Here is a 13,771-nt window from a genome sequence, read left to right on the forward strand (position 1 = left end):
CGGCGGACGGAGCGGCGGCGACCGGCTCGCCGAGGCCACCGGGCGCGACGCGGCGCCGCCCGGCGAGCCCGCCGACGCGCGCGAGCAGCGTCGTGAGGCGCACGTCCGGGCGCCCCAGGCGCCCGGCGAGCGCCGCCACCCGGGCCGCGGAGCCGCGCACGTCGTCTCGCTCCCGGCTCAGCTCTCGGCCCAGATCCCGGCCCAGATCCCGGCTCAGTGGATGCGGTCGAGCACCACGGACCGCGGCCGGACCGCGCTGCCGACCGGGGCGACCCGCCACGCGCCGTCGAGCGCCTGGCGCGCCCGGGCGAACCGCTCCGGCGTGTCGGTGTGCAGCGTCATCAGCGGCTGGCCCGCGGTGACGACGTCGCCCGGCTTGGCGTGCAGCTCCACGCCCGCGGCGGCCTGCACCGGGTCGTCCCGGCGGGCGCGCCCGGCGCCGAGGCGCCACGCGGCCACGCCGACGGCGTACGCGTCCAGCGCCGTCAGCACCCCGTCCTGGCCCGCGACGACCTGCTCGGTCTCCCGTGCGGTGGGCAGCGTCGCGTCCGGGTCGCCGCCCTGGGCGGCGATCATCCGGCGCCACACGTCCATCGCGCGGCCGTCGCCGAGCGCGGCGCGCACCTCGTCGGCCGGCTGGGGCCGCCCGGCAGCGGCGAGCATCTCGACCGCCAGGGCGACGGTGAGGTCGACGACGTCGGCGGGGCCGCCCCCGGCGAGCACCTCGACCGCCTCGCGCACCTCGAGCGCGTTGCCCGCGGTGAGCCCGAGCGGGGTGGTCATGTCGGTCAGCAGCGCCACGGTGCGCACGCCGGCGTCGCTGCCGAGGTCGACCATCGTGCGGGCCAGCTCCTTGGCGTCGGCGAGGTCCTTCATGAAGGCGCCGGAGCCCACCTTGACGTCGAGCACCAGGGCACCGGTGCCCTCGGCGATCTTCTTGCTCATGATCGAGCTGGCGATCAGCGGGATCGACTCGACGGTCCCGGTGACGTCGCGCAGCGCGTAGAGCTTCTTGTCCGCCGGCGCGAGGCCGGGGCCGGCCGCGCACACCACGGCACCGACCTCGTCGAGCTGGCGCAGCACCTCGTCGTTGCTGAGCGCGGCACGCCAGCCGGGGATCGACTCGAGCTTGTCGAGCGTGCCGCCCGTGTGGCCGAGCCCGCGGCCGGACAGCTGCGGCACCGCGACGTCGAACACCGCGACGAGCGGCGCGAGCATCAGCGTGATCTTGTCGCCCACGCCGCCGGTCGAGTGCTTGTCGGCGGTCGGCCGGCGCAGGGACGAGTAGTCCATCCGCTCGCCCGACGCCAGCATCGCGCGCGTCCAGCGCACCACCTCGCCGCGGCTCATGCCGTTGAGGTAGATCGCCATCGCGAGGGCGGCCATCTGCTCCTCGGCGACGACGCCGCGCGTGTAGGCGTCGATCACCCAGTCGATCTGGGCGCTCGACAGGTGCTGCCGGTCGCGCTTGGTGCGGATGACGTCGACGGCGTCGAAGAGCTCGGTGGGGACCGGCCGGATGCCGACGAAGCGCCCGGTGCTCGAAGGGCTGCTCACGGGTTCTCCTCCTGCGTGTGCTGGACGACCTCGAGGTCCTCGGCGTCGAACGCCTGCGGCAGCACCTCGGTCATGGGGACGATGCCACGCGGGGTGTCCACGAGCAGGTCGGCGCCGCCGTGCTCCCACAGCAGCTGCCGGCAGCGCCCGCACGGCATGACGGTGCGCCCGTCGCCGCCGACGCACGCGAAGGCGACCAGGCGACCGCCGCCGCCCGCGACGAGGTCGGACACGAGGCCGCACTCGGCGCACAGGGTCACGCCGTAGCCGGCGTTCTCGACGTTGCAGCCGCGCACGACACGCCCGTCGTCGACGAGGGCCGCGGCGCCCACCGGGTAGTGCGAGTACGGCACGTACGCCCGCGCCTGGATCTCGCGGGCGCTCGTGCGCAGCGCCGCCCAGTCGACGCCCGCCGCACCGCCCGGCGCGGCCTGGCCGCCCGCCGGCGCACCGGTCGGGGTGGTCTCGGTCGTCACCGTCACTCCTTCACGTACGGCTCGCCGGAGGCCGCGGGCGCCCGCGACTTCCCGACCAGCCCCGCCACGGCGAAGATCGTCACCAGGTACGGCAGCATCAGCATGAACTGGCTGGGCACGGGGGCGCCCACCACGTTGAGGATGTTCTGCAGGTTGGAGGCGAAGCCGAACAGCAGGCCGGCGAGCGCGGCGCGCACCGGGTCCCACTTGCCGAAGATGACCGCGGCCAGCGCGATGAAGCCGGCGCCCGCCGTCATCTCCTTGCCGAACTGGCCGATCGACACCACGGTGTAGAACGCGCCGCCGATGCCCGCCACGCCGCCGGCGATGATCAGCGCGCGGTACCGCGTCGCCTCGACCTTGATGCCCACGGTGTCGGCGGCCTTGGGGTGCTCGCCGACGGAGCGCAGGCGCAGGCCCCAGCGCGTGCGGGACAGGCCGTACCAGACGGCGAACGTCGCCACGACCATGAGGTAGACGACGACCGTCTGGTTGAACAGGGCCTGGCCGATGATCGGGATGCGCTCCAGCAGCGGGATGCCGATGCGCTCGAAGCGCGGGGTGTTGTTCAGGGTCTCGGCGTTCGGCACCAGCAGCTGCGAGTACAGGAAGCTGGTCAGGCCGATGACCAGGACGTTGAGCACGACGCCGACGATCACCTGGTTGACCCGGTACGTGATCGCGAAGACGCCGAGCACGAGGGACACGAGGATGCCCGCGACGACGGCGGCCAGCAGGCCCGCCCAGGGGCTGCCGGTGATCGAGCCGACCAGCGCCGACGTGAAGGCGCCGGCGAGCAGCTGGCCCTCGATCGCGATGTTGACCACGCCGGCGCGCTCGCCGATCACGCCGCCCAGGGCGCCGTACACGATCGGGATCGACAGGGCGATGGCGCCGGAGATGAGGCCGACGACGGACAGGTCGCGCGGGCTGCCCGCGGCGGCCCAGGCGAGGAACGCCACGAGCCCGAGGACCGCGAACAGCGCGGCGGCCCAGCCGGGCACCCTGCGCTTGCCGCGGGCCCGCAGGAAGGCGAACGCCGTCAGCAGCGCCATGAGCGCGACGCACACCCAGGCGGTCGCCATGGCCGGGACCACGACGACCGGGATCTGGAAGAAGTCCGCGCCCGAGGACAGCGCGAACCGCGCGTCGCCGGCGTGCGGCTGCGCGAGCAGCAGCACCGCCAGCAGCACGGACACGACCGCGAGGATCGTGGGCGTCTTGTACGACGTCGTCGCGACGGTGCGCGGCTGGACCGGCGCGTCGGGCGCCGGCCGGACGTCGGTGGTCACGGCGGTCATGCGGAGACCTTCTTCCTCGCACCCGGCTGCGGGAGCCGGAAGATCGCGCGCACGAGCGGCGGCGCGGCGATGAACAGCACGATGAGCGACTGGACGACCAGGACGATCTCGATCGGGATGCCCTCGCCGGCCTGCATGGCCGAGCCGCCCGCCTTGAACGCGCCGAACAGCAGGCCGGCCCACAGCACGCCCACGGGCGACGAGCCGCCGAGCAGCGCGACGGTGATGGCGTCGAAGCCGATGCCCGCGTCGATGTCGCTCGAGAAGCCGGTGGTCACCGACCCGAGCACCTGCGTGGCGCCCGCCAGGCCGATGAGGGCGCCGGACAGGAGCATGGCCGTGACGGTGGCGCGGGGCACGTCGATGCCGGCCACGCGCGCGGCGCGCGGGTTCTCCCCGACCGTCCGCAGCGCGAAGCCCGTGCTCGAGCGGTTCAGCAGCCACCAGGAGCCCAGCACGGCCAGCAGCGCGAGCAGGAAGCCCAGGTGGAGGTTGTACGACCCGCCGAGCAGGCGCGGCAGGATCGCCGTCTCGAGCATCGGCGGCGTCTTCGGGTTGGCCGACCCCGGCGCCTGCAGCAGGCCGGGCGTGGCGAGCAGGTAGGACAGCAGGTACAGCGCCACGTAGTTGAGCATGATCGTGACGATCACGACGTGCGCGCCGGTGCGGGCGTTGAGGACGCCGGCGATGCCGGCCCAGATCGCGCCGGCGGCGAGGCCGGCGACGAGGGCCAGCGGCAGGTGCAGCCACAGCGGCAGCCCGCTGACGCCGAAGCCGACCCAGCCGGCGGCCGCGGCGGACATCAGCATCTGGCCCTGGCCGCCGATGTTGAACAGGCCGGAGCGGAACGCGACGGCGACGCCGAGGCCGGCGGCGATCAGCGGCGTGGCGTAGTTGAGCGTCTCCGTCAGCGGGCGGATCCCGCGGGCGAAGCCGTCGGCGCGGAAGTTGTAGACGGCGCCCTGGAACAGCGCCGAGTACGCGCCGCCGATGGCCTGGCCGAGCGCGGCGAACGTGTCGCCGGGCCGGGCGAAGAAGTAGGAGCTCGCCTCCTGCACGCCCTCGTCGGTGAAGGCGATCATGATCGAGCCGACGAGCACCGCGAGCACCACGGCGCCGACGGCGACGGCCGGACGGCCGGCGAAGATCTCCCGGGCCGCCTCGCGCCAGCGGTCGTCCCCGGCCGGCGCGGGCGCGAGAGCCTCCGGCTGCTGGCGCGCGAGCTCCTGCTGGAGCTCCTCGGTCAGGCCCGGGTCGGCCCCGGGCGCGGTGTGCCCGAGGGCGTCCGTCAGCGACTCCGGCTCGTGTCGCGAGCCCGCGTCGCGCCGCTCGGCGGACCCCGGGGTCGGGGTGCTGCTCATGCCGCGTCTCCTTCGGTGTTCTCCGGCGCGATGCCGGCCATCATGAGGCCGAGCACGTCGCGGGGCGTCGTGCTGGGCACGATGCCGACGACGCGGCCGCGGTACATGACCATGATCCGGTCGGCGAGGGCCACGGCCTCGTCCAGCTCGGTCGAGACGACCACGACCGGCACGCCGGCGTCGCGCGTCTCCACCACGCGCTTGTGGATGAACTCGATCGAGCCGACGTCCACGCCGCGGGTCGGCTGCGCGGCGACGAACAGCCGCAGCTCGCGGGACAGCTCGCGCGCCAGCACGACCTTCTGCTGGTTGCCGCCGGACAGGCGGCCGACCTTCGTGTCGATCCCCTGGGTGCGCACGTCGAACTCCGCGACCTTCTCCCGCGCGAACGCGTCGCGCGTGGCGAGCTGCAGCGAGCCGCCGCGCACGAACGGCGCGCCGTCGGCGCGGTCGAGCATGAGGTTCTCGGCGATGGTGAACTCGCCGACCAGGCCGTCGGTGTTGCGGTCCTCGGGCACGAACCCGACGCCGGCGTCGAGCACCTGGCGCACCGAGCGGCCGACGAGCTCGCGACCGTCGAGACGGATCGAGCCCGTGACGTTCTCCTGCAGGCCGACGAGCGCCTCGGTGAGCTCGGTCTGCCCGTTGCCCTGCACGCCGGCGACGACGAGCACCTCGCCGCCGCGGACGGTGAAGCTGACGTCGTCGACGAGCACCTGCCCGTCGGGGCCGGTGACCTGCAGGTGCTCGACCTCCAGGGCGTTGTCGCGCAGCACGGGCTCGTCCTTGGCGACCGTCAGCTCCACGGCGCGGCCCACCATCAGGGAGGCGAGCTCGGTGTCCGAGGCCGCCGGCGAGGCCTCGCCGACCACCTTGCCGTGCCGGATGACGGTGATGCGGTCGGCGACCTCGCGCACCTCGCGCAGCTTGTGGGTGATGAAGACGATGGCGGCGCCCTCGTCCCGCAGCTGGCGCATGATCGCCATGAGCTCGTCGGTCTCCTGCGGGGTGAGCACCGCCGTCGGCTCGTCGAACACCAGGACGTCGGCGTCGCGGGCGAGCGCCTTGATGATCTCCACGCGCTGCTGCACGCCCACGGGCAGGTCCTCGACGACGGCGTCGGGGTCCACGTGGAAGCCGAAGCGGGCGGAGATCTCGCGCACCTGGGTGCGGGCCGCCTCCAGGTCCAGCCGGCCGCCGCTGCGGGTGTGCTCGTGGCCGAGCATGACGTTCTCCGCCACGGTGAACACCGGGACGAGCATGAAGTGCTGGTGCACCATGCCGATGCCGGCCGCCATGGCGTCGCCGGGGCCGGTGAACCGCTGCACGGCGCCGTCCAGCAGGATCTCGCCCTCGTCGGCGGTGTACAGGCCGTACAGGACGTTCATCAGCGTGGACTTGCCGGCGCCGTTCTCGCCGAGCAGGCAGTGGATCTCTCCGGGCTCGACGACCAGGTCGATGTGGTCGTTGGCCACGAGGGCTCCGAAGCGCTTGGTGATGCCCTTCAGCTCGAGCCTCATGCGGTTCTCCCGATGCGGTGGGTGTGTCGTGGTGGTGCGCCGCACGCGAACGGTCCCGGGCGGCGTGGGCCGCCCGGGACCATTCATGCACGGCTGGGGTCAGCGTGCCCGCCCGGTCACTGGGCGAGGTACGACGTGACCTCCAGCTCGCCGGAGACGATCTGCTGCTTGAGCGCGTCGACCTCCTCCATGAGGGCCGGGTCGACCTTGTCCTCGAAGTTGTGCAGCGGGGCGATGTCCACGCCGCCGTTCTCGAGCGTGCCGACGTAGGTCTCGGCCGAGAACTCGCCCTTGCCGGACGCCGTCACGGCCTCCTCGGTCGAGACGTCCATGCGCTTCTCGATCGAGGTGAGCACGTAGTCCTGGGTCGAGGGGTCGGACTCGTAGAAGTCCGCGTCCACGCCGACGAGCGCGACGTCGCGGCCGGAGTCCTGGATCGCCGCGATCGCGGACTGGTAGACCGGGCCGCCGACCGGGAGGATCACGTCGACGCCCTGGTCGATGATGTTGCGCGCCGTCGTCTTGGCCGTCTCGTTGGCCTCGAAGCCGCCGGTGAACGAGCCCTTGTCGCCGCCCTCGTAGCCGATGACCTGGACGTCGGTGCCCTTGGTCTGGTTGTAGTAGTCGACGCCCTGCTTGAAGCCGTCCATGAAGATGGTCACGGTCGGGAAGGGCTGACCGCCGAAGGTGCCGACCTTGGCCGACTTGTCGGCCGAGTAGCCGGCGGCGAGGTAGCCCGCGAGGAACGCGGCCTGCGAGGTGTCGTACAGCAGCGGCTTGATGTTCTCGGCGTCGGTCTTGCCGTCCATGTCGGCGTCGGCCGCGTCGTCGATGATGACGTAGTGCACGTCGGGGTTGGCCTTGGCCGACTCGACGGTGGTCGCCGACAGGGCGAAGCCCACGGTGACGATGGTGTTGCAGCCCTGGTCGACGAGCGACTGGACGTTGCCCTTGTAGTCGCTCTCCGACTGCGACTCGACCTGCTTGAAGTCGGTGCCCAGACCCTCGGCCGCGGCCTGCAGGCCCTCGTAGGAGAGCTGGTTGAAGCTCTTGTCGTCGAAGCCGCCGGCGTCCGAGACGATGCAGGGCAGGAAGTCCGACTCGGCGGCACCGCCGGTCGCCTCGCTGCCGCTGTCCTCCGGCGCCTGACCGCACGCCGCGAGGGCGAGCGCCGCCACGCCGGCGAGCGCGGCGAACCGCGTAGTCCTCTTCACTGTTGCTCCTGTCGAAGAAAGGGAACGGGCCCGGCCGCAGCGGCCACGCCACCATCAACGCCGGAGCCTAGTCACCGGCGCGTCACCGCAGTGTTTCCGGGACGTCACGCGAGCGCTTCGTTACCTCATCGCAACGCCGTCTCAGAGAGCCGTCTCGTCATCCGGGAGCGGCTCGCCGTCAGCGGCCTCGGCGGGCCGCTCGGCGCTCAGCGCGAGCGTGGCGAGCAGCCGCACGCCGACGCCGATGGCCCGCTCGTCGACCACGAGGTCGCCCTGGTGCAGGTCGTACCGGCGGGCACCGGGCGTCGCGGTGCCCAGCCGGGCCATCGCCCCGGGCAGCTTGGTGAGGTACCAGGCGAAGTCCTCCCCGCCCAGCGACTGCTCGGTGAGCACCACGCCCTGCGGGCCGAGCACCGCGCGCGCCGCCAGCTCGAGCTCGGCGTTGACGAGCTCGTCGTTGTCGACCGGCGGCACGCCGCGGGTGTGGTGCAGGGTCACGTCCACCTCGTACGGGGCCACGACCTGCTCGACGGCGTCGTTGAGCACCTGGCCGGCCTTCTCCCACGCGCGCACGTCCAGGCAGCGCAGGGTGCCCGTGACGGTGCCGCTGGCCGGGATCGCGTTGTGCACGTTGCCGGCGTGCACCGAGCCCCAGGTGAGGTTCACGCCGGAGCGCGGGTCGAGCCGGCGGCCCAGCACGCCGGGCACCTGGGTGATGACCTGACCGAGCGCGTAGACCACGTCGCCGGTCAGGTGCGGGCGAGAGGTGTGCCCGCCGCCGGAGGAGACGGTCACGGAGATGGCGTCCGACGCCGAGGTGATCGGCCCGATGCGGGTGCCGATCTGACCGACGTCGAGCTTGGGCTCGCAGTGCAGCGCCACGGCCCGGTCGAGACCGTCGAGCACGCCCTGGGCCAGCACGTCGTGCGCCCCGCCGGGCATGACCTCCTCGGCGGGCTGGAAGATCAGCCGCACGCCGCTGGCCAGCAGGCCCTGGGCGTCGAGCGCCGCGAGCACGAGGCCCGCGCCGAGCACCACGGTGGTGTGCACGTCGTGCCCGCAGGCGTGGGCGACCCCGGGCACCGTGGACTCCCAGGGGCAGCCGCAGCGGTCCTGCACGGGCAGCGCGTCGAGGTCGGCCCGCAGCCCGAGCCGGCCCGCGGGGCCGTCGGGCCCGATGTCGCACACGAGGCCGGTGCCCTCGAGCGGCCGCGGGTCGAGGCCCGCCGCGCGCAGGCGCTCGAGCACCTTCTGGGTGGTGCGCACCTCCGCGCGGGCGACCTCCGGGTGCGCGTGCAGGTCGCGGCGGAACGCGACGAGCTCCTCGCGCAGCCCGGCCGTCAGCGTGCGGACGAGCCCCGCGGCCTGGGCCGCGTCGAATCCTGCGGGCGCACTCACAGCAGCTCCTCGTAGCCGTTCTCCCGGACCGCGTCGACCACGGCCTTCACCTGCTGGGCCCGGGCACGGGTGGTCACGAGCAGCGCGTCGGCGGTGTCCACGACGACGAGGTCGTCCACCCCCAGGAGCGTGATCGTGCGCCCCGAGCCGGGCACCACGACGTTCCCGCCCGTCTCGATGCGCAGCACGTCGGCCGCGGCGCCGAGCACCTTGTCGCCGGACTCGCCGACGCTCGGCAGCAGCGCGGCGAGCGAGTTGAAGTCGCCGACGTCGTCCCAGCCGAAGGTGCCGGGCACGACCGCCACGCCGCCGGTCGCGGCGACCGGCTCGGCGACCGCGTGGTCGATGGCGATCTTCTCCAGGCCGGGCCAGACCCGCGCGAGCACCGCCGCGCGGTCGGGGGTGTCCCAGGCCGCGGCGATCTCGCGCAGGCCGGCGTGCAGGGCCGGCCGCAGCTCGGCGAGGTGCCCGAGCAGCACGGAGGTCCGGGCCACGAAGATGCCGGCGTTCCACCGGTACTCGCCCGAGGCGAGGTACTCCCGGGCCGTGGCCGCGTCCGGCTTCTCCGTGAAGCCCTCGGCGTGCAGCGCCGTCGGCGCCCCGCCCAGCCCGAGGGGCGCGCCGCTGCGCACGTACCCGAACGCGACGGACGGCCGCGACGCCGCGATGCCGATGGTCACCACGTAGCCGGCGCGCGCCGCCACGACGGCCTCGCGCACGGCCTGGGCGAAGGCGGCCTGCCCGGAGACCACCTGGTCGGCGGCGAAGGAGCCCACCACGACGTCGCCGTGCCGCTGCTCGAGGACGGCGGCGGCCAGGCCGATCGCGGCCATGGAGTCGCGCGGCGACGGCTCCGCCAGCACGGCGTCGTCACCCAGCCCCGGCAGCTGCGCCCGGGCGGCCTCGACGTGCCGCTCCCCCGTCACGAGCACGACGCCGTCGGGACCGGCGAGCGGCTCGAGGCGGTCGACGGTCGCCTGCAGCAGGGTGCGGCCGGTGGCCGTGAGGTCGTGCAGGAACTTCGGTGCGCCGGCCCGCGACAGCGGCCACAGGCGCGTGCCGGCCCCGCCGGCCGGGACGATCGCGTAGAAGCCGTCGACCGGGCCTGCCGCGGGGACGGGGGCGCGACCGGGGGCGCGATCGGGGGCAGGGTCGGGCAGGCTCATGCAGGCAGGATAGGCACGCCGGCCGGCACCGGGCGGCGGAGCCGCCCAGCGGACGCCCAGGCGGCGGCCACCGCGCCGGGAGGTGACGCGTCCCGCGGCGGCGACAGCAAACCCTGTGGGATGGGTCACAAACCCCGCGAACAGCCAGGATGTGGCCGCACGAGGGGCCGCTCGTCGCGACCCGATGTCATTACAGTGGCCCGAGACGGTCAGCGCGTGACGTCGCCGCAGACGCTCGTCCGCCGCTGCCGCCGAGACGACGACCAGCCCGGCGAACCGGCCGGAACTCAGCCACTGGAGGCTCCCACCGTGCCTGACGCACCTGGCGGCACGCTCTACCGCGGCCGCGAAGGCATGTGGTCGTGGGTCGCGCACCGCGTGACCGGCGTCCTGATCTTCTTCTTCCTGCTCGTGCACGTCCTCGACACGGCACTGGTGCGGGTGGACCCCGAGGCCTACAACGCCGTCATCGGCGCCTACAAGACGCCGATCATGGGCCTGGGCGAGGCCGGCCTCGTCGCGGCGATCGTCTTCCACGCGTTCAACGGCATCCGCATCGTGCTGGTCGACTACTGGGCCAAGGGCCCGCGGTACCAGCGGGTCATGCTCTACGTGGTGCTCGGCCTCTTCGTCGTCACGATGGCCGGCTTCCTGCCCCGTCACCTCATCAACGTCTTCGGAGGTGGGCACTGATGACCGCTCCCGTCGTCGAGACGCCCCGCAGCCCCTACGCCCGCCGCCGGACCACGCGCGGCAACTTCGAGCTGTACAGCTGGGTCTTCATGCGCGCCTCGGGCGTCCTGCTCGTCGTCCTGATCTTCGGCCACCTGTTCGTCAACCTCATGGTCGGCGAGGGCGTCCACGCCATCGACTTCGCGTTCGTCGGCGGCAAGTGGTCCAACCCGCTGTGGCAGGTGTGGGACCTGCTGATGCTCTGGCTCGCGATGTTCCACGGCACCAACGGCGTGCGCACCGTCATCAACGACTACGCGTCGAAGGACAAGACTCGCGGAATCCTCAAGACCCTCCTGTACCTGGCGTTCACCGTCACGGTCCTGCTCGGCACGCTGGTGATCTTCACCTTCGACCCGTGCCCCGCGAACTCGCCCGCCGAACTCCTGCCGTCGATCTGCTCCTGAAGCAAGGACTGAGCCCCACCATGCAGACTCACCAGTACGACGTCGTCATCGTCGGCGCGGGCGGCGCGGGCATGCGCGCGGCCCTCGAGGCATCCAAGGACGCCCGCACCGCCGTCATCTCCAAGCTCTACCCCACCCGCTCCCACACCGGCGCCGCCCAGGGCGGCATGTGCGCCGCCCTCGCGAACGTCGAGGAGGACAACTGGGAGTGGCACACGTTCGACACCATCAAGGGCGGCGACTACCTCGTCGACCAGGACGCCGCGGAGATCATGGCCAAGGAGGCCATCGACGCGGTGCTCGACCTCGAGCGCATGGGCCTGCCGTTCAACCGCACGCCCGAGGGCAAGATCGACCAGCGCCGGTTCGGCGGCCACACCCGCAACCACGGCGAGGCCGCGGTGCGCCGCGCCTGCTACGCCGCTGACCGCACCGGTCACATGATCCTGCAGACGCTCTACCAGAACTGCGTCAAGCAGGACGTCGAGTTCTTCAACGAGTTCTACGTCCTGGACCTGCTGACCGACCACGACCTCACCACCGAGGTGCTGAGCGACGAGGACGAGGTCAACGCGACCGGCGTCGTCGCCTACGACCTCGCCACCGGCGAGATCCACGTCTTCCAGGCCAAGGCGATCGTGTTCGCCACCGGCGGCGCCGGCAAGATCTTCAAGACGACGTCGAACGCCCACACGCTCACGGGCGACGGCATGGCGCTGGCCTACCGCCGCGGCCTGCCGCTGGAGGACATGGAGTTCTTCCAGTTCCACCCGACGGGCCTGGCCGGCCTGGGCATCCTGCTGTCGGAGGCCGCGCGCGGCGAGGGCGGCATCCTGCGCAACAGCGAGGGCGAGCGCTTCATGGAGCGCTACGCCCCCACCATCAAGGACCTGGCCCCGCGCGACATCGTCGCCCGGTCCATGGCCAACGAGGTGCGCGAGGGCCGCGGCGCCGGGCCGAACAAGGACTACGTGCTGCTCGACCTGACGCACCTGGAGCCGGCGCACATCGACGCCAAGCTCCCGGACATCACCGAGTTCGCGCGCACCTACCTCGGCGTCGAGCCGTACACCGAGCCCGTGCCCGTCTACCCGACCGCGCACTACGCGATGGGCGGCGTGCCGACCAACGTCGAGGGCCAGGTGCTGCGCGACAGCCACAACGTCGTCAAGGGCCTGTACGCCGCCGGCGAGGTGGCGTGCGTGTCGGTGCACGGCTCGAACCGCCTGGGCACCAACTCGCTGCTCGACATCAACGTGTTCGGCAAGCGCGCCGGCCGGGCCGCCGCCGCGTACGCCAGGACGGCGCGGTACCTCCCGCTGCCCGAGAAGCCGGCCGAGCGCGTCGAGGCGCAGCTCGAGGAGATGCGCGAGCGTCCCGACGGCGAGCGCGTGGCCGACGTGCGCCGCGCGCTGCAGGAGACCATGGACGCCAACGCCCAGGTCTTCCGCACCGGCGAGTCGCTGACCCAGGCGCTGGCGGACATCCGCGGCCTGCAGAAGCGGTACGCCAACGTCTCGGTCCAGGACAAGGGCCGGCTGTTCAACACCGACCTGCTCGAGGCCATCGAGCTCGGGTTCCTCCTCGACATCGCCGAGGTCACGGTGCTGGCGGCGCTCAACCGCAAGGAGTCGCGCGGCGGCCACTACCGCGAGGACTTCCCGCAGCGCGACGACGCCAACTACATGCTGCACACCATGGCGTACCGCCGTCCGACGTCGGCCTCCGACGTCGCCGACGGTCACGTCGAGGGCTTCTTCGACCACGTCGAGGAGTTCGGCGACTACAAGGTCGTCCTGGGCTCCAAGCCCGTCGTCCAGACCCGGTACGAGCCGATGGAGCGGAAGTACTGATGACTGCTGTTCTCGACACCCCCGCCCAGGACACGACGCCCGCCGAGGTCGCCACGTTCCAGGTGACGCTGAAGGTCCGCCGGTACAACCCGGAGTCGGAGCACGGCGACGCCGCGTACTGGGACACGTTCACGGTCGAGGCCCACGCCACCGACCGCGTCCTGGACGCGCTGCACAAGATCAAGTGGGAGCACGACGGCTCGCTGACGTTCCGCCGCTCGTGCGCCCACGGCGTGTGCGGCTCGGACGCCATGCGCATCAACGGCCGCAACCGCCTGGCCTGCAAGACGCTGCTCAAGGACGTCAACCCGGACAAGCCGATCACCGTCGAGCCCATCAAGGGCCTGCCCGTGGTCAAGGACCTCGTGGTCGACATGGAGCCGTTCTTCGCCTCCTACCGCGAGATCATGCCGTTCCTCATCACGTCCGGGAACGAGCCGAGCCGCGAGCGGATCCAGTCCCCCGAGGACCGCGCCCGCTTCGACGACACCACCAAGTGCATCCTGTGCGCCGCGTGCACGTCGTCCTGCCCGGTGTTCTGGACCGACGGCCAGTACTTCGGCCCGGCCGCCATCGTCAACGCGCACCGCTTCATCTTCGACAGCCGTGACGAGGGCGCCGCGCAGCGCCTGGAGATCCTCAACGACAAGGAGGGCGTGTGGCGCTGCCGCACGACCTTCAACTGCACCGAGGCCTGCCCGCGCGGCATCCAGGTCACCAAGGCGATCCAGGAGGTCAAGCGGGCGATGATCACCCGCGCCTTCTGAGTCTCTCGCCGACGGCGGG

Annotated in this window: 12 protein-coding genes; 4 read left to right on the forward strand and 8 right to left on the reverse strand. The window is 72.6% G+C overall.

From position 1 onward, the window contains the following. Positions 1-213 precede the first annotated feature (213 nt). The 8 genes from GSF02_RS06445 to GSF02_RS06480 form a co-directional block, all read right to left on the reverse strand. A complete protein-coding gene (locus GSF02_RS06445) occupies positions 214-1,557 on the reverse strand; it encodes a thymidine phosphorylase (protein ID WP_235915408.1) in 1,344 nt (447 codons plus the stop codon). Then, a complete protein-coding gene (locus GSF02_RS06450) occupies positions 1,554-2,033 on the reverse strand; it encodes a cytidine deaminase (RefSeq protein ID WP_159793950.1) in 480 nt (159 codons plus the stop codon). The genes GSF02_RS06445 and GSF02_RS06450 overlap by 4 nt, the downstream gene beginning before the upstream one ends. Positions 2,034-2,035: 2 nt before the next feature. Next, positions 2,036-3,334 carry an ABC transporter permease gene (locus GSF02_RS06455; protein ID WP_159793952.1) on the reverse strand — a complete coding sequence of 433 codons (1,299 nt, stop codon included), beginning with the start codon at positions 3,332-3,334 and terminating at the stop codon, positions 2,036-2,038. Then, the gene (locus tag GSF02_RS06460) at positions 3,331-4,695 is read right to left on the reverse strand and encodes an ABC transporter permease (protein ID WP_159793954.1); all 1,365 of its coding nucleotides are present in this window, start codon (positions 4,693-4,695) and stop codon (positions 3,331-3,333) included. Before GSF02_RS06460 ends, GSF02_RS06455 begins: the two co-directional genes overlap by 4 nt. Then, entirely contained in the window at positions 4,692-6,215 is a 1,524-nt protein-coding gene (locus GSF02_RS06465) for an ABC transporter ATP-binding protein (protein WP_159793956.1), read from the reverse strand. Before GSF02_RS06465 ends, GSF02_RS06460 begins: the two co-directional genes overlap by 4 nt. A 116-nt stretch (positions 6,216-6,331) precedes the next feature. Further along, positions 6,332-7,429: a BMP family lipoprotein gene (locus GSF02_RS06470; protein ID WP_159793958.1), complete on the reverse strand. Its 1,098-nt coding sequence runs from the start codon at positions 7,427-7,429 to the stop codon at positions 6,332-6,334. A gap of 141 nt (positions 7,430-7,570) precedes the next feature. After that, positions 7,571-8,827, reverse strand: a complete 1,257-nt coding sequence (locus GSF02_RS06475; protein WP_159793960.1) for an amidohydrolase — start codon at positions 8,825-8,827, stop codon at positions 7,571-7,573. Continuing rightward, complete coding sequence (locus GSF02_RS06480; RefSeq protein WP_159793962.1) at positions 8,824-9,993, reverse strand: mannose-1-phosphate guanylyltransferase; 1,170 nt, start codon at positions 9,991-9,993, stop codon at positions 8,824-8,826. The genes GSF02_RS06475 and GSF02_RS06480 overlap by 4 nt, the downstream gene beginning before the upstream one ends. A 309-nt stretch (positions 9,994-10,302) precedes the next feature. On the opposite strand from GSF02_RS06480, the gene sdhC reads away from it, so the two are divergent. The 4 genes from sdhC to GSF02_RS06500 are packed head-to-tail and all read left to right on the forward strand — an operon-like array spanning position 10,303 to position 13,752. Further along, positions 10,303-10,686 carry a succinate dehydrogenase, cytochrome b556 subunit gene (sdhC, locus tag GSF02_RS06485; RefSeq protein WP_159793964.1) on the forward strand — a complete coding sequence of 128 codons (384 nt, stop codon included), beginning with the start codon at positions 10,303-10,305 and terminating at the stop codon, positions 10,684-10,686. Further along, positions 10,686-11,132 (forward strand): succinate dehydrogenase hydrophobic membrane anchor subunit, encoded by a 447-nt coding sequence (locus GSF02_RS06490; protein ID WP_159793966.1) that lies wholly within the window; start codon positions 10,686-10,688, stop codon positions 11,130-11,132. Before sdhC ends, GSF02_RS06490 begins: the two co-directional genes overlap by 1 nt. 20 nt (positions 11,133-11,152) lie before the next feature. After that, entirely contained in the window at positions 11,153-12,985 is a 1,833-nt protein-coding gene (sdhA, locus tag GSF02_RS06495; RefSeq protein WP_159793968.1) for a succinate dehydrogenase flavoprotein subunit, read from the forward strand. After that, on the forward strand, positions 12,985-13,752 hold the full coding sequence (locus tag GSF02_RS06500) for a succinate dehydrogenase iron-sulfur subunit (protein ID WP_159793970.1): 768 nt from the start codon (positions 12,985-12,987) through the stop codon (positions 13,750-13,752). The genes sdhA and GSF02_RS06500 overlap by 1 nt, the downstream gene beginning before the upstream one ends. The last annotated feature ends 19 nt before the right edge of the window (positions 13,753-13,771 follow it).

This window comes from Puerhibacterium puerhi (assembly GCF_009846865.1).
Taxonomy (GTDB): Bacteria; Actinomycetota; Actinomycetes; order Actinomycetales; family Cellulomonadaceae; genus Puerhibacterium; species Puerhibacterium puerhi.